The sequence below is a fragment of the Psychrobacter sp. UBA3483 genome (assembly GCF_002377905.1).
Taxonomy (GTDB): Bacteria; Pseudomonadota; Gammaproteobacteria; order Pseudomonadales; family Moraxellaceae; genus Psychrobacter.
In genome coordinates this window covers 19,594-40,255 of sequence record NZ_DFQS01000013.1, presented here as the reverse complement: position 1 = coordinate 40,255, position 20,662 = coordinate 19,594, and the positions used below count along the sequence as shown (strand labels likewise).

At 43.9% G+C, this 20,662-nt stretch carries 17 protein-coding genes; 5 read left to right on the top strand and 12 right to left on the bottom strand.

The window, feature by feature from the left end; all coding sequences use genetic code 11:
• Positions 1 to 127: 127 nt before the first annotated feature.
• The 4 genes from B2866_RS02675 to hflX all read right to left on the bottom strand — a co-directional run bounded on the left by B2866_RS02675 (position 128) and on the right by hflX (position 4,341).
• Positions 128 to 940, bottom strand: a complete 813-nt coding sequence (locus tag B2866_RS02675; RefSeq protein ID WP_296190457.1) for a lytic transglycosylase domain-containing protein — start codon at positions 938 to 940, stop codon at positions 128 to 130.
• A gap of 444 nt (positions 941 to 1,384) precedes the next feature.
• A complete protein-coding gene (locus B2866_RS02670; RefSeq protein ID WP_296190455.1) occupies positions 1,385 to 2,074 on the bottom strand; it encodes an LrgB family protein in 690 nt (229 codons plus the stop codon).
• Positions 2,075 to 2,096: 22 nt separating this feature from the next.
• Positions 2,097 to 2,549 carry a CidA/LrgA family protein gene (locus B2866_RS02665; protein WP_296190453.1) on the bottom strand — a complete coding sequence of 151 codons (453 nt, stop codon included), beginning with the start codon at positions 2,547 to 2,549 and terminating at the stop codon, positions 2,097 to 2,099.
• 352 nt (positions 2,550 to 2,901) lie between these two features.
• Positions 2,902 to 4,341, bottom strand: coding sequence for a ribosome rescue GTPase HflX (gene hflX / locus B2866_RS02660; RefSeq protein ID WP_296190451.1), 1,440 nt, complete (start codon positions 4,339 to 4,341; stop codon positions 2,902 to 2,904).
• A 404-nt stretch (positions 4,342 to 4,745) separates the two neighbouring features.
• Here hflX and B2866_RS02655 point away from each other — a divergent pair, with 404 nt between their 5' ends.
• Positions 4,746 to 5,546 (top strand): lysophospholipid acyltransferase family protein, encoded by an 801-nt coding sequence (locus B2866_RS02655; RefSeq protein ID WP_296190450.1) that lies wholly within the window; start codon positions 4,746 to 4,748, stop codon positions 5,544 to 5,546.
• 170 nt (positions 5,547 to 5,716) lie between these two features.
• Here B2866_RS02655 and B2866_RS02650 read toward each other — a convergent pair whose 3' ends face one another.
• Together B2866_RS02650 and fkpB are read right to left on the bottom strand one after the other, a co-directional pair.
• Positions 5,717 to 6,757: an aldo/keto reductase gene (locus tag B2866_RS02650; protein ID WP_296190449.1), complete on the bottom strand. Its 1,041-nt coding sequence runs from the start codon at positions 6,755 to 6,757 to the stop codon at positions 5,717 to 5,719.
• A 41-nt stretch (positions 6,758 to 6,798) separates the two neighbouring features.
• Positions 6,799 to 7,296: an FKBP-type peptidyl-prolyl cis-trans isomerase gene (gene fkpB / locus B2866_RS02645; RefSeq protein ID WP_296190448.1), complete on the bottom strand. Its 498-nt coding sequence runs from the start codon at positions 7,294 to 7,296 to the stop codon at positions 6,799 to 6,801.
• Between the two features lie 335 nt (positions 7,297 to 7,631).
• On the opposite strand from fkpB, the gene B2866_RS02640 reads away from it, so the two are divergent.
• Both B2866_RS02640 and B2866_RS02635 read left to right on the top strand, forming a co-directional pair.
• Positions 7,632 to 7,949, top strand: coding sequence for a hypothetical protein (locus tag B2866_RS02640; protein WP_296190447.1), 318 nt, complete (start codon positions 7,632 to 7,634; stop codon positions 7,947 to 7,949).
• 131 nt (positions 7,950 to 8,080) lie between these two features.
• Positions 8,081 to 8,755 carry a DUF1294 domain-containing protein gene (locus B2866_RS02635; protein ID WP_296190446.1) on the top strand — a complete coding sequence of 225 codons (675 nt, stop codon included), beginning with the start codon at positions 8,081 to 8,083 and terminating at the stop codon, positions 8,753 to 8,755.
• Between the two features lie 32 nt (positions 8,756 to 8,787).
• Here the strand turns inward: B2866_RS02635 and B2866_RS02630 are convergent, their stop codons facing one another.
• From B2866_RS02630 to B2866_RS02610, 5 genes are all read right to left on the bottom strand, one after another.
• Positions 8,788 to 9,414 (bottom strand): O-acetyl-ADP-ribose deacetylase, encoded by a 627-nt coding sequence (locus B2866_RS02630; protein ID WP_296190445.1) that lies wholly within the window; start codon positions 9,412 to 9,414, stop codon positions 8,788 to 8,790.
• 169 nt (positions 9,415 to 9,583) lie between these two features.
• A complete protein-coding gene (lspA, locus tag B2866_RS02625) occupies positions 9,584 to 10,222 on the bottom strand; it encodes a signal peptidase II (protein WP_296190444.1) in 639 nt (212 codons plus the stop codon).
• Positions 10,215 to 13,073 (bottom strand): isoleucine--tRNA ligase, encoded by a 2,859-nt coding sequence (gene ileS, locus B2866_RS02620; protein ID WP_296190443.1) that lies wholly within the window; start codon positions 13,071 to 13,073, stop codon positions 10,215 to 10,217. The genes lspA and ileS overlap by 8 nt, the downstream gene beginning before the upstream one ends.
• Before the next feature lie 434 nt (positions 13,074 to 13,507).
• Positions 13,508 to 14,083 carry a protein disulfide oxidoreductase gene (locus tag B2866_RS02615; RefSeq protein ID WP_296190442.1) on the bottom strand — a complete coding sequence of 192 codons (576 nt, stop codon included), beginning with the start codon at positions 14,081 to 14,083 and terminating at the stop codon, positions 13,508 to 13,510.
• A gap of 149 nt (positions 14,084 to 14,232) precedes the next feature.
• The gene (locus tag B2866_RS02610; RefSeq protein WP_296190441.1) at positions 14,233 to 15,870 is read right to left on the bottom strand and encodes a carbon-nitrogen hydrolase family protein; all 1,638 of its coding nucleotides are present in this window, start codon (positions 15,868 to 15,870) and stop codon (positions 14,233 to 14,235) included.
• 692 nt (positions 15,871 to 16,562) lie between these two features.
• Between B2866_RS02610 and B2866_RS02605 the strand changes: the two genes are divergently transcribed.
• Positions 16,563 to 17,192 (top strand): BLUF domain-containing protein, encoded by a 630-nt coding sequence (locus tag B2866_RS02605; protein ID WP_296190440.1) that lies wholly within the window; start codon positions 16,563 to 16,565, stop codon positions 17,190 to 17,192.
• 102 nt (positions 17,193 to 17,294) lie between these two features.
• Here the strand turns inward: B2866_RS02605 and B2866_RS02600 are convergent, their stop codons facing one another.
• Positions 17,295 to 18,755, bottom strand: coding sequence for an FAD-binding oxidoreductase (locus B2866_RS02600; protein WP_296190439.1), 1,461 nt, complete (start codon positions 18,753 to 18,755; stop codon positions 17,295 to 17,297).
• 394 nt (positions 18,756 to 19,149) lie between these two features.
• Here B2866_RS02600 and serA point away from each other — a divergent pair, with 394 nt between their 5' ends.
• Positions 19,150 to 20,376, top strand: coding sequence for a phosphoglycerate dehydrogenase (gene serA / locus B2866_RS02595; protein ID WP_068404003.1), 1,227 nt, complete (start codon positions 19,150 to 19,152; stop codon positions 20,374 to 20,376).
• Positions 20,377 to 20,662: the final 286 nt, after the last annotated feature.

Below are 20,662 nucleotides of genomic sequence, written 5' to 3'. Positions count from 1 at the left end.
CCAATTTTATTATGCCACTACAATGTCATACTTCATAAAATAACCCCCATAAGTTGTGTCCAACTTATGGGGGTCAGTTCATTCATTTAACGGGCTTTTTTGTGCCTGTGTATTTTAAAGGTTAATATTAACGTAGTGCTAAATAAGCAGAATTAGCATAGCTGGCGCTGTTGCTATTACTACTGGTACCATAGCTGACGTTTTGCATGCCACTACCATTGGTAGTGCTCGTAGCGTTATTGGCATTCATGGTATTACCCGATAGCGCCGAGTCATTCTTATATAAACTATGGTAGCGGCTCATCACGCTTTTGACATAGTTGCGCGTTTCTTTAAACGGCGGAATGCCATTGTATTTATCGACGTTACCTTCACCAGCGTTATAACCTGCCACCGCAAACTCAACATTATTATTAAAACGGCGCATCAGCCAAGCGATATATTTAGCTGAGCCTTCGATATTGTCGGCAGGGTTCCACGGATTGCTGACATTAAAGCGACGCGCCGTTGCTGGCATTAACTGCATCAAGCCTTGCGCACCGACAGGTGAGCGGGCATTGGGATTAAACGCCGATTCGGTATGCATCATGGCTTTCATCAGCGCCGGATCGACACCATGACGGGCGGCTGAGGCACGGATATAACTGTCATAAGAATTACGGCTGCCGCTACTACTTGCCGTGCTGCTGCCGTAATCGTTGCTATAACTGCTGTCAGCATTGTAGGCGCTTGAATCTTTGTAGTAGGTGGTTTTTACTTTTTTATTAAATTTATCAAAATTACCGCTAGGATTGACGTTGGTAAGCAGAACTTGGCCGCCTTTATCTTTATAAATATACATGTTTCCCGCTTGAGCGGCGATAGGTAAACTAGATAAAGCAATGGCGGAGAGTAAAAGAGGTGACAAGCAGCGCGTCAGTAAAGGGGTAATATTTATCATAGGTTTATCACTTTTTATTAAGTAAGAGCAAATTGCTTTGCCTATAAGCGCGTTAGGTTGCGCATCAAAGCGGTTATCGTGTCTGTAGGATCTTATAGCGCTCAAATAGGCTGCCTACGAATTCACGTCTAACAAAACCACTTGCAATAGATACAAAAAATAATAGTTGCTTACTATAACACAAAATAAGTTTTTGCCACATCTGAATGCGTGTACGCGCAGTCAAAAGCCCATTTATTTTGTAAAAAAGCTGAATGAAATCAAGATAGTAATAAAATGAAGATGGTTAAGTGGTATACAACAGCAAGGTTTATACCTTTATTTTTGCTATGAGGGGAATTAGCGAACCACGTTAAAAATACTATCAAATACAATTAATATAGGCGAAAAAAAGCCCATCAAAAAGGATAGGCTTTAATGGCTTTCGACTTTACTTAAAATATTTTAAACCGACAAAGCACCAATAAAAATAGGTACCCAGACAGCGGTCACCAAGCCATTAACTGCTAAGCCAAAAGCGGCATAGCGTCCGGCAGTATGGCTGATTTGCCATGCTTCTACGGTGCCAAAAGCATGCGCTGCTAAGCCAAGCGCGAGGCCTTTGGCGCGGTCGTCATCAATACCGCGAAATAAAAAGCGCGCTAAGGTTCCACCGATTAGACCTGAAATGATAATGATTAAGTTTGCTAATGCTAGCGGCGCTTTAATCAAATCGGCGACGCTTAGACCAATTGGTGTGGTCACCGAGCGCGTCGCAAATGCCAAAATAGTTTCATGGCTGAGCGAAAATACATACGCCAATGACATGGGGAGCAAGGCGCCAACCACGCTCGCCAGTGCCACAATCATGGTCAGCTTTTTAACTGGTAAACCTTTAAAGTTCATCGCCGCCAATGGTACGGCTAATAATACCGTCACATAGCCTAACAAATGGTCAAATACCGGTTTTGCCACGCTGTAATAATGATTGTAATCCCACTGTAAAATAAACAAAAACAGCAGTACTAAGACCAAAGCGGTGATGACCATCGGCAACCACGACAGCTTGCGCGCAAGGACGCGGGCAATGACGTGGGCGGCCAAGGTTAATACTATCGCAGCAAGGGTCGTGCTAAACACACTATCAAAACTCATAACGTTGCCTTATTAACAGAGCTTAATGCTGTCCCTTGTGCTTGTTGGTCATATTCATATTGTTATCATGACTGTCATCTGTATTATCGTTATTATTAAGCGAGCGATTGGCAAGGATAGCCAATCCCCAAAGCGGAATAAGCGTACTGATAATCATGGTCAGCATCACGCCCCAAAACTCATCACCGAGCGCAAATAGCAGCAAACCTGCACCGGCAGAAACGGGCAAAAAAGCAAAACCACTATCGACCAGTAAGGTGTTGCTTGCTTGGGTTAGCCAATGCGGTAGCCCTTTTATGACTCGCCAAATAATTAAAATAATAAACATCGTTAAGAGGCCGACGATGTTAGCCGCTTTTTCAATCCCTGCCCATTGGCAGACAACGACTGCCGACTCACGAACCAACACGACCATGAGTAGCGTCAATATTAGCGCCATCCATAAAGGTATGTTAGAAGTAGAGGTAGAGCTCATAAGCAATCCTAGCCAAGTTAGGTATAAAAACGGACGCACGTTAAAGAAGAGGTTTTCATGTCAGTATGTCAACCAAAGCACATCAACCAAAGCCATAAAGGCTGATTATATAGACAGTAGACGTACTAATAAAGCCTAAGCGCAGATTGCCGCTATTAAGCTGTTGCTAAATGTCTCGTATAGTGAGTGAAATGTAATATCAATACAGCAATACCGTCGCGTTTTTAGGATATTTTGACTATATCATAAATGTCCATTACCCCTTATATGCTACAAATATAAAAAAGGACGCCATCATTTGATAGCGTCCTTTTTAACTTCACCCAGATTAAATGACTTTTGACGAGGTTGTTTAACTTCGCGAGTCAGATTCTTCTGTAGCAGAATTTAATGCTTCAAATTCAGCAAAGGCCTCTTCTTCCTCTGGCGTTAAAGAGGCAGCTGCATCCATACTCTCATCTTTTTGCTCAAACTCTTCAAGTATCGGCATTAGTAGTGTGGCCTGTGCTAACGGCAATACATCTAACGGCTTTAGATTGGCTTGTCCCAATAGCTGTTTGAGCCTATCACTTGGCAAGCGAATGGTGAGGCGCTCATGACCGTTATCGTCATAGCTTTCTTCCAAAATGACGCCAAGCTCGTACAAAGTGTTTTTAAATTGACCAGCACTATATGGTAGGGTCAAATCAAAGGTGGTTAAGTTGCCCGTCAATAGCTGCTGTACGGCAAGCGACAACTCTTCCATGCCTAGGTTTTGGCGCGAAGAGACATACACCCGATTTGGCTGACCTTCTTTTGCATAGCCAATGTGCGCCGGCTCATCGGTTAAGTCGATTTTATTATAAACATTCAGCACGGGCACATCGTTGTCAATCTCAGCAAGGACGTTTTTGACCGCTTGAATTTGCTCATGCATGTCTTCACTCGATGAATCGATGACATGCAATAGTAAGTCGGCTTCAAGCGTCTCTTCTAGGGTGGCATGGAACGACTCGACCAACTCGTGCGGCAAATGGCGCACGAAACCAACGGTATCGACCAAAACCACGCGACCAACCCCTTGCCAGTCTAAACGGCGCAAGGTCGGATCAAGGGTGGCAAATAATTGGTCGGCAGCGTAAATATTTTCATCGACCAAGCGGTTAAATAGAGTAGATTTGCCAGCGTTGGTATAACCGACAAGCGAGATGGTCGGGACGTCTGATTTTTGCCGACGAGCTCGACCTTGAGCACGGGTTTGGCGTACTTTTTCTAGTTTGTTTTTCAGCTGGGTGACACGCACTTGTAATAAGCGGCGATCCGTTTCCAGCTGAGTTTCACCAGGTCCACGTAGACCAATACCACCTTTTTGGCGCTCCAAATGCGTCCAACCACGTACCAATCGTGTCGATAAGTGGTTCAACTGTGCCAGCTCAACCTGTAGCTTACCTTCGTAAGTACGAGCGCGCTGGGCAAAAATATCCAAAATTAAGCCGGTGCGGTCAAGCACGCGGCATTGTACCAAGGCTTCGATATTACGCTCTTGCGATGGCGATAAATTATGATTAAAAAGAACAATATCAGCGTCGTATTCGCGCACCAATTCTGCTATTTCTTGTGCTTTACCGCTACCAACGAAATACTTGGCATCGGGACGCGCACGCGAGCCTGTAACCAGTGCCAAGCGATCAGCGCCTGCCGAATCTGCAAGTAGCTCAAATTCATTTAGATCATCGGGATCTTGAATTTGGCGGATGTCTAAATGGACGATAATGGCGCGCTCGCCACCTTCATGTCTTTCAAAATATTCCAAAGAGTATCACCTATTATTAAAGTAGATAAATCGCTATGACCGCTTTACTGAGTAACGATATAGCTTTTATATGACCCTCTATATATGGTCTTATCACTTGATATTAAAGCGTATAAACGCAATTAGCCATGTCTTTATGTTACAGCGTTTACGGGTACGTATTTTTATCAAAAAAAATTTTAAGCTGAGACTATTAACAAAAGCCACTCATAATTCAGTGTACAAGTCATCACTCAGTAAATAAATTTTGTTATACTCATTGCCCTTGTTTACGAGATATAATCATACGTTTTTTAAGCAGCACTCTTTGTAGCAACCAATATTTAATTAATGGGCCTTTTAATGAATGGGCTTTTTAATCAAGCATTTTTTAACCCATAAGTTTTTAACCACGAGGGACACAGATGAGCCAATCTAAGTCAGGCTTTTCACTCAAACAGCAATTAGGACGCGGCAAACAGATCGCTGGCATGACCACCACCATCGCTGGCGGATTGCGCGCCGCCCAGCGTATCGGCGCCTTTAAACAGCCACCGCGCGAAAAGCTACCGCGCTATATTCAAGCGTTTTGCCGAAAAATGGCCGGCTCGTTTGGCGTGCAGGTCGTGGCAGTCGAGCGTGTAGAGCAGCATCATGGTCTATGGGTGTCTAACCATGTGTCATGGATGGATATTCCGGTAGTGGGGACGCTAAGTCCGGCATTTTTCTTATCAAAGGCAGAAATTGGTGATTGGCCAATCTTTGGTAAGCTTGCGCATGCCGCAGGGACGGTATTTATCGAGCGTGGTTCCGGTGATGCGGGCACGGTCGCCGCCCAAATTGCGACCTTTTTAACCAAAGGCTTTTCGGTTATCTTTTTCCCAGAAGCGACGACCACCGATGGCAAAAAAATCAAACGTATCCACGGCACTTTGCTGCAAGCGGCGATAGATGCTGACGTACCAGTACGCCCGCTGGTGATTGCGTATGTCAATAAAGACGGCACGTTAAGTGAGGCGCTGCCTTATTATGGCAAAATGACGATGAAAGATAGCCTAAAAAAGGTGCTTGATAGCAAAGACGTGACGGCTTTTGTCTTACCGCTTGAGCCGATAGACCCTAAAGGTCTAAATAAAAGCCAGCTGACCGATTTGTTACAAGCGCATATGCAAGAAGGCTTGGCTGAATTACACTCGCGGGTTTTAACGAAAGCTGCTAAACCTTAAGCAAGTACAAAACTGTTTAAAATAGAGCTGCTTTAATAGAAAAGTAGTCATAAAAAAGGCGCCAATCTTAGTCATCCATACTAACGATTTGCGCCTTTTTCTTTGTTAAGAAAATACTTGAATGTCAGCTTATTAAAAGCTGAAAAATATCAATCTATGACCACGTAAGGTTATGGCGACGGATTAGGGTGCTGCGTATGTACCGCTTCAATTGCTTTTAGCACGTCTGCGCTTAAGGTGACATTGATACTATCGATATTTGATTGCAGCTGCTCAGTGGTGGTTGCGCCAATGATATTACTGGTGACAAACGAGCGTGAATTGACAAAGGCCAATGCCATTTGCGCCATATCCAAACCGGCATCGGCAGCAATTTTGGCGTATTGAGCAGTGGCGGCTTTTGCTTCGTCATTAGTATAGCGAGCAAAGCGGTCATACATTGTCAGACGCGCGCCTGCAGGACATTTACCGTCAAGGTATTTACCAGATAACACGCCAAAGCCGAGCGGCGAGTAAGCAAGTAGACCGACATTTTCACGATGGGCAATCTCTGCCATGCCAACTTCATATAGGCGATTGAGCAAACTATAAGGATTTTGCACCGTGATAGGCGCGATTAAACCATTTTTATCGGCTTCCCACAGATAACGCATCAGCCCCCAAGCGGTATCGTTCGATAAGCCATAAGCACGAATACGACCTTTTTTGATCTCGTCATTTAGTGCTTGGATGGTTTCTAAAAAAGGCGTCAAATCATCCAGCGACTGCGCTGCCATCTCTTCACTATAACCGCGCTGGCTAAAAAAGTTTGCTTGACGTTCAGGCCAATGCAACTGATAAATATCAATATAATCGGTTTGTAAACGCTCAAGATTGCCATCGATAGCGCTGCTGATTTGTGCAGCGGTATAACGCGTCTGACCATCGCGTAAAAAATTCATCGGTGACATTTTGCTGGCAAGAATGACCTTGTCGCGCTGTTTGGTTTTGTGAAACCATGTGCCCATAAAGCGTTCGGTATCGCCTTGCTTGTCTTTATCAGGCGGCGACGGATACATCTCAGCGGTATCCCAAAAGTTCACGTCGGCACTAAGCGCCGTATCCATCTGGGCATGCGCATCGCTTTCGCTATTCTGCTGCCCCCAGGTCATCGTCCCTAAGCAGATTTTTGAGACTTTTTCATTCAGTTGCGGCAGTGTTTGATATTGCATCTGTTTATCCTTTTTTATTTTAATATAGAGCTGTTTTTATCCTACATAATCTTGATACCTGTGACGCCCGGCGGAGTGACTTGGAATATTTTTACCTTAAACAGTACCGATTGACCAGCAAGCGGATGGTTAAAATCGACTTCGACTTCGTCTTCATCGATGGCGCTGATGGTACCGGGCAGGGTGTTTTTGCCTTTGTCTTCAAACTCGACCAGCATACCGATTTCAGGATTGTCAGCGACCAAGGCAAATTGGGTGCGGCTAAAATGCTGGATGTTATCAGGGTTCCACTCGCCAAACGCTTGCTCAGGCTCAAGGTGGGCGGTGCGTGTATCGCCAGCGCGTAGGTTCATCAGCACTTGTTCAAAACCTGGTAAAAAGCTCTCATCGCCAACCGTCAGCGCCACTGGCTCGTCGCGGTTAAAGGTTGAATCAATCACCGTACCGTTTTCGAGCGATACTTCAAAATGCAGCTTCACAAGGCTGCCGTGGGTGATACGAATGTCTTCGTTAGGAGTGATAAATTGAGAGTCGGTCATAGTAATGTGTCTTTTATAGAATAGAATTAAGAGGGTTAATTATAATAGAGAGTTTAGCATAGCCCATAGACTAAACCTCTTGATGTGACAGATATGTGCTAAACCACTTGTATCAGCTGTTACTGATATATTTACCACTCTATTTTATATGTCTTTTCAAAAAATTAATAAATACAATGCGTTAATAGCTCTACTAAAAATCATAAACAATTAAAGTTGTTTAGGAATGAAATTAAGTTGACATTGTCTTTCTTAATGTATATAAATGTAAACTTAATTTAAGCAACGTAACTTATCTATTAATAATTGTAAGTCAAATAACTTCTGAGATGATTATGAAAAAAGCTATTTTGGTAATTGGAGTGTTCGCGTTATTAGCTCAAGGGTGTGCAACTCCACATGTTGTACAAACTAAAAAAGTAAGTGACGTTAATTTGTCTTGTCAGCAAATTCTTAATGAAATAGCAGAAGCTGATGACTTTGAACAAAAGGCACGCGCTGAGCGTAAAGCGACTGGTAAAAACGTAGCAGCAGCAATTTTATTTTGGCCAGCTTTGATTGGTACCTATTCTAATACTGAAGAAGCTATCAATGCCGCAAAAGATCGTCGCAATAATATGACCAACTTGTATGAGCAGAAAAAATGCCGTTAATACCTTAATGCCTTGTTAAGATATTTTATGGTCAATAAAAAGCTAAGAGTAATGCTCTTAGCTTTTTTTATGAGCGCAGGAAGGTTATATAATGGTCGTTAACAATCATTAAAATCAAAAAGTATACAGTTATGAAAACTAAGCAGATAAATATAAGAAAACAAGGTCATATCAAAAAATGGCAAGACGATAAAGGTTTTGGTTTTATCGAAACTGCGGCCGGCGAGTCGGTATTTTTTCATGTTAGTGCGTTTAAAGCCCAGCGTCGTCCCGAAATTGGCGAGCAAGTGGTTTTTATCGTGGGGCAAGACAATCAGGGACGCCTGCAAGCAAAGGACGTGCAAGAACTCAGCTTTGTACAACAAAAAATGGCGCAAAAGAACAGCCAAATCCGGCAGCGTAATCACAAACGCAGTGCCCAAGCAGAATTTGAAGCAGGGCAAAAGAAACGTCTGTTCCTCGGCGTTGGTTTTTATGGGGTTTTAATCTTACTAGCGGTAATGAATAAGCTAGGCTGGCTGGTAGTTGCTTGGTACGCGGTATTAGGCGTCATTACCTATAGCATGTATGCCAAAGACAAAGTCGCTGCTCAAAGTGGCGACTGGCGCACGCCTGAATCAACGCTGCATCTGTTAAGTGCGCTTGGTGGCTGGGTTGGGGCGATGGTTGCGCAAACCTACTTACGTCATAAGTCACAAAAGCCTGAATTTCGTATTGCGTACTATTTAACCGTCATTATTAATTTGGCAGGGTTGTTATTTATACTAGTGGGTGGTGGTCTAGACGCTTTAAAAGGATTGCTATAAGCGTGCTTTTTACTCCTATGCCTGTTTTACTTTTAATCCTGCTCTAATATGCTCTTATAAACCGCTGCATCGCTGGCTGAAAAGCAGCAAAAAATCACTTCGCGAATTGAAAGCTCAGACGTTTCGCCTAAGCTATTCTGTAGATAATCTTGCACCGTACCCACAGCAATTTGTGCTGCTTTGTCGATTGGATAGCCATATACGCCGGTACTGATAGACGGAAAAGCAATGCTGCTTAGATTATTTTGAACTGCTAAGTCCAGTGAGTTTTGATAACAGCTGGCAAGTAGCTCTGGCTCGTGACGATTGCCACCATGCCAAACAGGGCCGACTGTATGAATCACATACTGACAGGGTAGCTTAAACGCTGGACTGATTTTAGCATCACCTGTCTGACAACCATTCAAGGTACGACAATACGCCAATAACTCATGTCCAGCTGCCCGATGAATTGCGCCATCAACGCCGCCGCCACCAAGTAAGCTTGAATTGGCGGCATTGACAATAGCATCAACTTTTAAGGTGGTAATATCAGCTTGTAACACCGATAAAGCCACGCTATGACCATTATTATTTCTACCACTATTGTTTTTAGCATTCGTGTCATCAAAAACTGAGAGTCGCTTTTGAGCAATAGGTGTTATTTGACTATCAGACATGGCAGCACCCTTTTTATATTGAACTTAATATACTTTAGCGTTTTTATCGAAAATCGACTATAGGGCTTACGTTATCGCTAAGCTTTAGTACGCTAAATCTTAATAAAGGCGCAAAAAAATAGGCTATCTAAGTGGTAGCCTATTTGCAAAGTCATTGTATTTATATCATTTAAGCATCACGTTTCTTTTCTAAAAACAGCATATCAATCACAATCAGCGCCACACCAATACAAATACCAATATCGGCAATGTTAAAAATAGGATAATGCCAAACGTCGGCGTAATGCACGTGAATAAAGTCAATCACGTGACCATGGAGCAAGCGGTCAATCAAGTTGCCCAGAGCGCCGCCAAGTACCAGAGCCAAACCAAACGATAATAGCTTGGCTTTACGCGGTGCTTTAATCAAATAGCAGATTAAAAACAGTGACATTACGAGTGCCAGTCCGGCAAAAAACCATTTTTGCCAACCTGCTTGGTCTGCCAAGAAGCTAAACGCCGCGCCATAATTATAAGCAAGCGTCCAATTTAAAAACGGCTCAATTACAGGTATGGGCTCGAGGAAGTTTAGATTGGTTTCAGCCAACCACTTCGTCCACTGGTCAATGATAAGCACAGCAAGCGCCAGCAAGTACCACATAAAGGCGCGGCTGCCATTAGCGACCATTTTTGGCGTCTTCTTTAGACGACCTTTAGGCGTGGTTGAGCTACCTGTAGTCGCATGCGCAGGCGTAGGCGAATGATCAACCTCAACCTGCGGCTGCTTATTGTCCGATGAGTCTGTCGGATTAGGCGCTGATTTAGGCATAGTGGCGCACCTCGCCCACGCCTGCGACGTTGGTTACGCAGCGTGCACATAGTTCAGGATGCGCCGCGTCTATACCGATGTCATCACGGATATGCCAGCAGCGTACGCATTTGGTGCCCGTCGCTGCGCTGACGTTAACCACTAAATCGCTAGATGTGTCTTCATTGTCATTACTATCTGCTTTTGCGCTGGCTTTATCAGCAGGCGCAGCGCTCATAGGCTTTAACGCTGCGCTACTGGTAATCAGGACAAAGCGCAGCTCTTCGCCAAGCTTGGCTAAGCTGTCATACATCGCACCATCAGCATATAAATCAACGCCCGCAGACAAGTTGGCGTTGATAATTTTTTCACCGCGCGCGGTTTCGATATGTTTATTAACCATATCTTTTGCTTGCATGATACGTTGCCAATCGTCGCTACTGATGGCACTCAGCTCAAATGCTGGGAACTCATACCACCTTTCAGTAAATACGTAGCCTGCGTCAGTGCCGTTTTTACCTTCCAATACTTCCCACGCTTCTTGTGCAGTGAATGACAAGATTGGCGTAATCCAGCGAATCAAGGCATGGGCGATATGATAAATCGCCGTTTGCGCAGAGCGACGCGGCTGTCCATCAGTTTGGGTGGTGTACTGACGGTCTTTGATAATATCGAGATAAAAGCTACCTAAATCCTGGGAGCAAAACGCGGTGATATGCTGGGTGACTTGGTGAAAGTCCATCGCATCATACGCGCTGATGATTTGCGCTTGTACGGTTTGCGCGCGCTCAATGATAAATTTATCAAGACTGACCAGCTCATTAATATCAAGGCTGTTGGTCGCAGGATTAAAGTCATCAGTATTAGCAAGCAAGAAGCGTAGGGTATTACGGATACGGCGATACATGTCGATGGCGCCTTTAAAGACTGTTTTACCTGCGCTCATCTCATAACGATAGTCGCTCGAGGCAATCCACAAACGCAGCATATCGGCGCCGGTTTTATTGATTTCGTCTTGCGGCGTGATGATGTTGCCAAGTGACTTACTCATCTTGCGCCCGTTTTCATCGACGACAAAACCATGGGTCAATACTTGCTTAAACGGTGGGCGCTCGTACATGGCTTCAGACGTTAGTAGAGAAGTCTGGAACCAACCGCGATGCTGATCCGAACCTTCGAGATACATATCGGCAGGATTGGTCAGCTCATCACGTTGCTCAAGAACGGCAAAATGCGTCGTGCCTGAGTCAAACCAAACGTCTAGCGTATCGGTTGCTTTATCATAGTCAGCCGCTTCGCTACCCAAGAAATCTTCACAGCTAGCATCAAACCAAGCTTCAACGCCGCCAGCTTCAATTTTTTGCGCCGCTACTTCCATCAGCTCTAGCGTATTTGGATGCAGCTCACCGGTTTCTTTATGCATAAAGAAGGTAATCGGCACGCCCCATGTACGCTGACGCGAGATACACCAATCTGGGCGACCGGTCATCATCGCTTCAATGCGGTTTTGACCCCAAGCAGGCGTCCAATTGACCGTTGGGATATCGGCAAGCGCACGCTCACGTAAGCCTTTGGTTTCCATATTGATAAACCACTGCGGCGTGGCGCGGAAAATAATCGGCGACTTATGACGCCAGCAATGCGGATAGCTGTGCTCGATTTTGGTATGGTTGATTAAATGACCGTTATCATGCAGTGCTGCAATGATTTGCGGATTGGCTTTATAGATATGTTCGCCTGCAAATACCGCAGCGCTGTCTAGATAAACGCCCGTCCCACTGACTGGGTTTTCAACCGGCAAGTTATATTTTAGGCCAACGATATAATCGTCAAGACCATGCCCCGGTGCGGTATGGACGAGGCCAGTACCGCTATCAGTGGTTACGTGTTCACCTAGGATAAGCGGCACTTGACGATCCGCAATCAATGGATGCTGGGCGCGCAGACCTTCAAGCTCGCGTCCTGATACGGTAGCTAAGATGCCATCGTTAGTCAGTTTAAACTCGCTTAATGCGCTTTCAACCAAGTCAGTGGCTAATAAGAAGTTACCTTTGGCAGTCGCGACCACGCTATAGTCATGCTCAGGGTGTACCGAGATGGCTTGGTTCGCTGGTAACGTCCAAGGGGTTGTCGTCCAGATAATCGCGGCGATGTTACCTTCAATGCCGCTTAATGCGGCAACCTTGTCGGTATCCAGCACATCAAAGCTCACATAAATAGCATCAGAGACTTTATCTTGGTATTCCACTTCAGCTTCTGCTAGCGCAGAGCTACAATCCAAGCACCAGTTGACTGGCTTCATGCCGCGGGTGACGTGGCCGTTGTCATAAATTTTAGCAAGCGCACGTACGATATTAGCTTCTTGGTGGAAGTTCATCGTCAAATAAGGATTGTCCCAATCACCAAACACGCCCAGACGTTTAAAGTCAGCCTTTTGCAGCTCAATTTGGGTACTTGCATATTCGCGGCATAGGCCACGAAATTCAGTTGCTGAGACTTTTTGACCGACCTTACCGACTTTGGCTTCGACTTTTTGCTCGATAGGCAAACCGTGACAGTCCCAACCTGGCACGTAAGGCGCATCAAAGCCTGACAAGGTTTTTGACTTCACGATAATGTCTTTTAACACTTTATTGACCGCGTGACCTAAGTGAATCTGCCCGTTGGCGTATGGAGGGCCGTCGTGCAAAATATATTTGGTTGCGCCCGTCCGCGCCTGACGAATTTTGCCGTACACGTCGTCGGCTTCCCAAGCTGCTAGCCAATCTGGCTCACGTTTGGCAAGGTTTGCACGCATGGCAAAGGGCGTATCAGCAAGGTTTAGGGTGTCTTTATAATCGTGGCTTGGGGTGTCGGTACTTTTATCAGTCATAGAAGGTGTCTTATAAGATGATGGTTAAAGGTTATGTTTAAACTCAGGCGTAAGATTAAAGATATATGGGGTTAAATATTGGATAATCGATGCTAGTCTTTTACTTATTACTTGAAAAAATTTGCTTAAAAAACATGGCGCAAAATAGGTTGCTTATCACTTGATTGTAAATGGACACGTCCATCATAAATACTAATCAGACGATTGCAACAAAAAATATTTTTAGTAGAATACTTAGAAAAGGGAATAGGAGTACGGCAGCTATTATATGACAAAATGAGTAGGGTAAAAAGAGCTGGCCGGTATCGTCCTATTTTTAGCCAAAAGCAATGACTTATAGCAGCAATGCGCCATCTATTAAAGCATAGGTCTAGACCCCTTAATTGACCATTTATTAGATTTTATACTATTGACTATTGACTATTGACCATTGACTAAAAAACTTCTGATAACCATAAACGCAATTTGAGTGACCAAAGCGGCTGAATACCGGTCAAGCCTTGCGTCATCTCGCCATCTTTTAGTACCACATAAGACGGCGTTACTTGACCTTGCCAATCAGCAAATATCTCACCTACTTGGTCATTGATAGTGGTAAATTGATAATGGTGTTCAGTGAGGTAGCTATGCAGCTCTTGATTAGAGCCTGATTTAATGGCAATGGTCACTACAGGGTAATTATTTGCAGCGGCAAGCTTATCTATGGTCGGTGAGGTCACCCGACAAACTGTACACCAAGTTCCCCAGAAGTATACCAGCGTTGGCTTATCCCGACTCATGGCTGCCAAATCAACGCTTTGACCTTGATAGTCGGTCAATTGCAATTGTGGATTGGCTGGCATGACCGGTTGGCGCCACCAGTTAATCGCCATATAAATGACCACAAATGCTAAACCATATATAAGCAAGTTTTTAGCAACAGACAATAGCTTTTGCTTGGGCGTTTTTTTTGGTTTCTCAAGGCTTTTTTCGATATCAAGGTTTTTTTCAGTATCAGTATCAGTCGTCATAGTGGCTGCTTTTTTGCCTTTAAATTTTAGTAGATAAAAATAAACGGCTGAATGGTCAGCCGTATTATTCATAAATTCTTTAGAATGCTTTTAAAAAATCGCACATTGCTATCACCATATTGCTTTTATTTCGGACTGACTATAAGCGCTTAAGGTTTTTTCGCACGGTCTTGTAGCGGATCGCCGATAAGGACGCTACCGGAGTTTTCACGGCGCTCAGCATCTGATAATTTACTTGCTGGCACTTTGGCTTTTCTTTTCCACTTTAAGCTAAACAAATCATCGCGGCGGTCAAGTAGATTATGCACCGAGCCTTCGTTACGAACGTGAATAAGCTTATCTAAGTTCAAATCCGAGAAGAATACCATCTCTGTATTAGGCGTGGTTTCCGCCATAATCGCATCGTGCGGGAACGCAAAATCCGATGGTGAGAAAATAGACGACTGTGCGTATTGAATATCCAAGCTTTCAACTTGCGGCAAGTTACCGACAGAACCACAAATCATCACATAACATTCGTTTTCAATCGCTCGCGCTTGGGCACAGTGGCGTACGCGCAGGTAGCCGTTTTGGGTATCTGTCCAAAATGGGACAAACAAAATATCCATGTCATCAAGCGCCATCAAACGTGCAAGCTCGGGGAACTCAATATCATAGCAAACTAAGATACCGACACGTCCAGCATCGGTGTCAAACACTTTGACTTCATCACCGCCTTCAATCACCCACGCGCTACGCTCATGCGGGGTAATATGAATTTTGCGCTGCTCTTCGACCGTACCATCACGGCGGCACAAATAACTGATATTATATAAAGTATCATCGTCGTCCAAAAACGGCATGGAACCGGTGATGACATTGACGTTATAACTAACTGCCAAATGCGAAATCTCGTTTTTAAACCATTCGGTATAACCGGCCAAAAAGCGAATCGCGACGTTTTGATCAGTCGATTCACACAGCCCCATTAAGGGCGCGTTAAAGAATTCTGGCAAACACGCAAAGTCAGAGTTGTAATCAGCCATGATATCGACGAAAAACTCAACTTGTTGCAGCAGCTCCTCAGGTGACTCAACTTCACGCATTTGCCACTGAATACCGCCGATACGCACCTCTGATTTACGGGTGTTTGGCTTATAATCTTGCGGCTCATAATAAATATTTGCCCATTCAAGTAGCGTCGCAAAGCCTTTTGACTGTGCATCATCTGGCAAATACGCGGTCAAAATACGTTTAACAATAAAGCCATTGGATAACTGGAACGACAGCGCTGGGTCATGAATCTCACGCGCTTCTACAGCCTCAATATATTCGCCCGGGGTCAAATCTTGATGATTGTGATAATTGGGAATACGACCGCCGGCCAAAATAGCGCGGAAGTTTAACTGACGGCACAGCTCTTTACGCGCATCATAGAGCCTACGCCCCAAACGATACCCACGATACTCAGGGTCGATTAATGCATCAAGCCCATAAATCGCGTCGCCTTCAGGGTTGTCTCTGATAATTTCTTTATGACCAATTAAATCATCATAAGTATGCGGGTTAGAGAACTTGTTGTAATCGACGCGCATAGAGAGCACGATGCCAATCAGCTCATCGTGGTCAAATAGCGCAATCTGCCCTTCGGGAAAGGCATCAATCAAAGCATGAATGGTGTTTTTTGACCATGCACCGCCTAGGTTGACATAAACGCGATCCATCAAGGCTTTGAGCTGCGGGTAGTCTTTTTTCTTAATCTCAGCAATCGTTAGGTGAAAGTCGTCTAATTTTTCAATTTTGCTCATAATGTTCCTATCTGTCGTTGCGATAAATCAGTGTTAATAAATCAATAGTAATAAAGGTGCAAATGTCTGTTTGATAAAAATTTTGCTAAAAAGGCTGTCTATAAAAGAGTATCTATAAAAAAGGTACTTATAAAAGACCCGCTATCAAAAATCGTAAGAGAAGTCTGTAAAAGGTATTTTTGCAGTGAGGCAATGGCTAAAAGTAAACGCCAGCGCCTAAGTTTTCTTATGACTTTTTAGACCATAATGTCGAGAAAAATATATCCATAGGCTTATTTAATCGTTACAATCATTTATCTTCGCATTTACAATGAGTTATACCAATAAGTATAACCACTGCTCTGGCGTTATTTGTTTTAATGAGGCGATTTAGCAGGTTTGCAAGGGCGCATTTTACCACTGTGTTTCGTCTTTATTTTATATATTCTCTGTGGGTAATTTAGTTTTTAGCCCTTTATGGCACTGATGACGCTTATTATTATGTCGCTCTTTGTGCTGGTTATGATAGCAGCTCCCATAAGCAATCACCGTCAAGCGGCGTAATTATTTGCTAGGTTTTTGTTGCCAGTTTTGTTGCTGGGCACACGTAAAGCACCACCTTTACTATCCGTAATATTGTTATTCTCCTACGCGTCATTTTAAGTGGCGTATTTTTTCGCTTATCTTTAGTTGTGACCTTTTAGGATTTTATTATGCCCCTAACTCATGCCAATGCCTTTAGCAGATTAGATGAAATAGCAGACACTGCATTGGTACAGTTGGTATATGTCAGTAGCTTAACACTTGCTTCACGGTTGAATGCGGCGATATTTGATGAAGTGGAAAGTCATGCGCGTGATTATAATGAGCAGCATGGCATCACAGGGACGTTATGTTATGGCAATGGTCATTTTTTACAATGTATGGAAGGCGAAAAAGCCAAAGTGGCGGCGCTGACGCAGCGTATTTTTGCCGATAAGCGCCATAAAGACGTGCAGGTGCTCGTATTACAAGTGATTAAGCAGCGTGATTTTTCAGACTGGCGCATGCGTTTGCTGTTTTTGGAGCGTTGGCTTTGGTCGCCTGCTACCAAAAAACAAGCAGCGCAATTGTCGCCATATCTACCTTTTGCCCCGCACAGTTGGTCAGCTGAGCGTACCGAACAGTTTTTGCAAATTATCAAAACCTTTGACACCCCGCCACATATCAAAGCCGCTGGCATTACCTATAATGCGCTTGGCAATATGGTGCGTCATATTGCCGCCCCGCATCAAGCGTTTTTAGTGGTGCAAGGGTTTTTAAGTGTGCTATTAATCGTTGGTTTGGTGCTGTTATATTTCTAAGCAGTGCTATTGGGCTAAAAGATAATATAAAAAAGACGCTAAACTCTGAGGTTTAGCGTCTTTTTTTATGATTATAGATGGGTTGTTTTGATAAAAAACCTCTTACATATCAAAAATCTTACCACGGTTCATAATATTATTGGGGTCAAAGACTTTTTTGACCGCGCGTAAATACTCAATCTCAGTTTCGCTACGGCTATAATTGAGATACGGTTTTTTGGTCATACCAACGCCATGTTCCGCAGAGACCGAACCGCCATATTTTTGTACCGTTTCAAACACGTATTTATTAACGATTTGACACTCGCTAAAAAAGTCATCTTTACTCATGTTTTCAGGCTTTAAGATATTCAGATGTAAGTTGCCATCACCAATATGACCGAACCAACAGACTTCAAAGTCAGGGTAGTTGCTACTGACGATATGATCAATCTCAGCGATAAATTCAGGTACGTAGCTGATTAGTACAGAAACGTCATTCTTATAAGGGGTAAACACTGAGATGGTTTCAGAGATATACTCACGTAGCTTCCACAGCTCTTCTGCTTGAGCGAGACTCTGACTCATCACCCCATCGACGACCCAACCTTGTTCCATGCACTCCTCAAAGATGGCCATGGCTTTATCCATGATAGGCTCATACGGCGCTTCAAATTCTAGCAGTGTATAAAACTTGGTACGCGATTCAAACGGCTCTTGTACTTGACCGTGCGCCATAAGCTTATCAATCGCCACCTCATCAAAGAACTCAAACGCGGTCAAATCAATTTTCGCTTGAAAAGCCGATAGCACATTCATGACATCATTAAAGCTGTCCATGCCTAAGACCATGACGTTTAAATCTTGCGGCTGACGTTCAAGTTTGATTTGTGCATGAGTGACTAGACCAAGCGTACCTTCGCTACCGATAAATAATTGGCGTAAGTCATAACCCGTCGCATTTTTTACCATTCCACGGTTCAATTGCAAGATATCACCTTTACCGGTGACCACAGTCAAACCCATAATCCATTGACGGGTCATGCCATAGCGAATCACTTTAATACCGCCGGCATTGGTGCCGATATTGCCACCGATTTGACTGGAACCTGCTGAAGCAAAGTCGACAGGATAGTAGAGGTCTTTTGATTCGGCAAATTGTTGTAGCTGCTGCGTAACCACGCCCGCTTCAATCTCAACCATACGGTCAGCAGGATAAAATTGTCCGATATGATTCATTTTATCCATACTAACGACAATCTCACCATTGGCAGCGACCGCGCCCGCAGATAGGCCAGTACGACCACCACTTGGCGTTAATACCACATTGTGCTCATTGGCAAGTAATACAATCGCTTGCACTTGCTCGGTGGTCTTTGGAAAGACTATAGCGGCAGCAGCAGGAGCAAAGTGCTTGGTCCAGTCTTTGCCCCAGTGCTCGAGGCTTTCGCTATCGGTTTTGATTTGGCTGGCGTCAAACTGATGCACATCGAGCAAGCTGCTTAAGATAGTCTGGACAGCAGCAGTAGGGGTGGTAGCATTGTTTTGAGCGGTAGTGTTGCTTTGGCTAGCTAAAGAAGTCATGGTCAAATCTCGGTAGAAACGTAAGCGCTATGTATAAAAGGGATTATTATATCGCTAAATGGATATAACTCAGCGGTGCTAACTGTGTTTATATAAATAAGTCGGTTTAGATAAGTATAAGCGAGCGCGTAGCGCAATGATAGATAGAGATGCTGTCATACGCCCCTCTGTCTCGCCTAAATCGTTAAAAACAGTTTAATCAGGTTTGGTGATAAGTTTTATATACCATGATTCACTATAGCATAAAAAGTTTTCAGGCTTGATAAGCAATAATTCATCTAATCTGCTAACATCGCTGCCAAATTTTGTGTAAGATATCCAGACTGTTTTCGTTTCATCCATCAGACTTATCCCACTGATGATTTTTATAAGACAATTATAGGACAGTTCTCACATGGCGTTATCACTACAAAAAGACAAGATCCGGTTTTTATTGCTTGAAGGTCTACATGACAATGCGTTAAAAGTATTGGAAGGGGCTGGTTACCATAACATTGAGAATATCAGTCACGCCCTAGATCAAGATGAGCTGATCGAAAAAATTAAAGATGCTCACTTTATCGGTATTCGCTCGCGCACGCAGCTGACGCGTGAAGTGCTTGAGCACGCCCACAAGCTTATCGGTATTGGCTGCTTTTGTATCGGTACCAACCAAGTAGACTTGGACGCCGCTCGTGATTTGGGTATTCCTGTCTTTAACGCGCCATATTCGAACACCCGTTCGGTTGCTGAACTGGTGCTTGCCGAAGCCATCATGCTATATCGCGGTATCCCTGAAAAAAATGCCACTGTCCATCGCGGTGGTTGGGGCAAATCTGCGACCAACTCGCATGAAGTGCGCGGCAAAACCATCGGTATCGTTGGTTACGGCTCTATTGGCTCGCAGTTGTCTGTCTTAGCTGAAAGTTTTGGTATGAAAGTCATCTATCATGATGTCGTGACCAAATTGCCACTGGGTAATGCCGTGCAAGTTGGTAGCTTAGAAGAGTTATTATCAACCGCTGATATCGTCACCTTGCATGTGCCTGATGTTCCAAGCACGCGCTATATGATGAAAGCTGAGCAATTTGCGCATATGAAAGATGGCAGCTACTTTATCAACGCCGCTCGCGGTACCTGCGTTGAGATTGATGATTTGGCAGCAGCCCTTGAGTCAGGTAAAATTTTGGGCGCAGCGATTGATGTGTTCCCAAAAGAGCCAAAATCAGCAGATGAAGAGTTTGAGTCACCACTGCGTAAATTTGACAATGTTATCTTGACGCCGCATATCGGTGGTTCAACCCAAGAAGCGCAAGCAAATATCGGTCTTGAAGTTGCCGATAAGTTTGTTCGTTACTCTGATCAAGGTGATACCGCAACTGCGGTGAACTTCCCAGAAGTTTCTGTACCGTTTAAAGAAGGCACGCATCGTCTGCTGCATATCCACAAAAACGTTCCAGGCGTATTGTCACAGATTAACCGCCTGTTCGCCGAAGCGCATATCAATATTTTAGCGCAAAGTCTCATGACCGAAGGTGATGTTGGTTATTTGGTGATGGATGTGGACTATAACGATTCACGCGCCGCTCTAGATCAGCTAAAGGATGTTGAAGAAACCATTCGTGTACGTATCTTGTTTTAATAGATTATTCATAACGCTTAAGACTGACGATATAAAGATACGTTTTAACGTCTTAAAATAAATTAAATGAAATAGCAGATGACCTTGGTGGTTGTCTGCTATTTTTTTATGTTGGGTATCGGTATATGCAGTAGAGATGTAGAGATGTAGAGTTTTTTAGTTTGCTTTGCTTGATTTTCCTGCGTTAGCGACCTTCAAGCACGATTGTCCTACAAAAGTCCTAATGAGTGAGCAGGTTGAGGCTGGGTAATATTGAATGAGTACAACCATTGAACCATTTAAGACA

What these genes read in the sequence shown, in the direction of transcription:
- B2866_RS02675 (WP_296190457.1), bottom strand. Translation starts at nt 940, where the DNA reads ATGATAAATATTACCCCTTTACTGACGCGCTGCTTGTCACCTCTTTTA.
- B2866_RS02670 (WP_296190455.1), bottom strand. Translation starts at nt 2,074, where the DNA reads ATGAGTTTTGATAGTGTGTTTAGCACGACCCTTGCTGCGATAGTATTA.
- B2866_RS02665 (WP_296190453.1), bottom strand. Translation starts at nt 2,549, where the DNA reads ATGAGCTCTACCTCTACTTCTAACATACCTTTATGGATGGCGCTAATA.
- B2866_RS02655 (WP_296190450.1), top strand. Translation starts at nt 4,746, where the DNA reads ATGAGCCAATCTAAGTCAGGCTTTTCACTCAAACAGCAATTAGGACGC.
- B2866_RS02650 (WP_296190449.1), bottom strand. Translation starts at nt 6,757, where the DNA reads ATGCAATATCAAACACTGCCGCAACTGAATGAAAAAGTCTCAAAAATC.
- fkpB (WP_296190448.1), bottom strand. Translation starts at nt 7,296, where the DNA reads ATGACCGACTCTCAATTTATCACTCCTAACGAAGACATTCGTATCACC.
- B2866_RS02640 (WP_296190447.1), top strand. Translation starts at nt 7,632, where the DNA reads ATGAAAAAAGCTATTTTGGTAATTGGAGTGTTCGCGTTATTAGCTCAA.
- B2866_RS02635 (WP_296190446.1), top strand. Translation starts at nt 8,081, where the DNA reads ATGAAAACTAAGCAGATAAATATAAGAAAACAAGGTCATATCAAAAAA.
- B2866_RS02630 (WP_296190445.1), bottom strand. Translation starts at nt 9,414, where the DNA reads ATGTCTGATAGTCAAATAACACCTATTGCTCAAAAGCGACTCTCAGTT.
- lspA (WP_296190444.1), bottom strand. Translation starts at nt 10,222, where the DNA reads ATGCCTAAATCAGCGCCTAATCCGACAGACTCATCGGACAATAAGCAG.
- ileS (WP_296190443.1), bottom strand. Translation starts at nt 13,073, where the DNA reads ATGACTGATAAAAGTACCGACACCCCAAGCCACGATTATAAAGACACC.
- B2866_RS02615 (WP_296190442.1), bottom strand. Translation starts at nt 14,083, where the DNA reads ATGACGACTGATACTGATACTGAAAAAAACCTTGATATCGAAAAAAGC.
- B2866_RS02610 (WP_296190441.1), bottom strand. Translation starts at nt 15,870, where the DNA reads ATGAGCAAAATTGAAAAATTAGACGACTTTCACCTAACGATTGCTGAG.
- B2866_RS02605 (WP_296190440.1), top strand. Translation starts at nt 16,563, where the DNA reads ATGCCCCTAACTCATGCCAATGCCTTTAGCAGATTAGATGAAATAGCA.
- B2866_RS02600 (WP_296190439.1), bottom strand. Translation starts at nt 18,755, where the DNA reads ATGACTTCTTTAGCTAGCCAAAGCAACACTACCGCTCAAAACAATGCT.
- serA (WP_068404003.1), top strand. Translation starts at nt 19,150, where the DNA reads ATGGCGTTATCACTACAAAAAGACAAGATCCGGTTTTTATTGCTTGAA.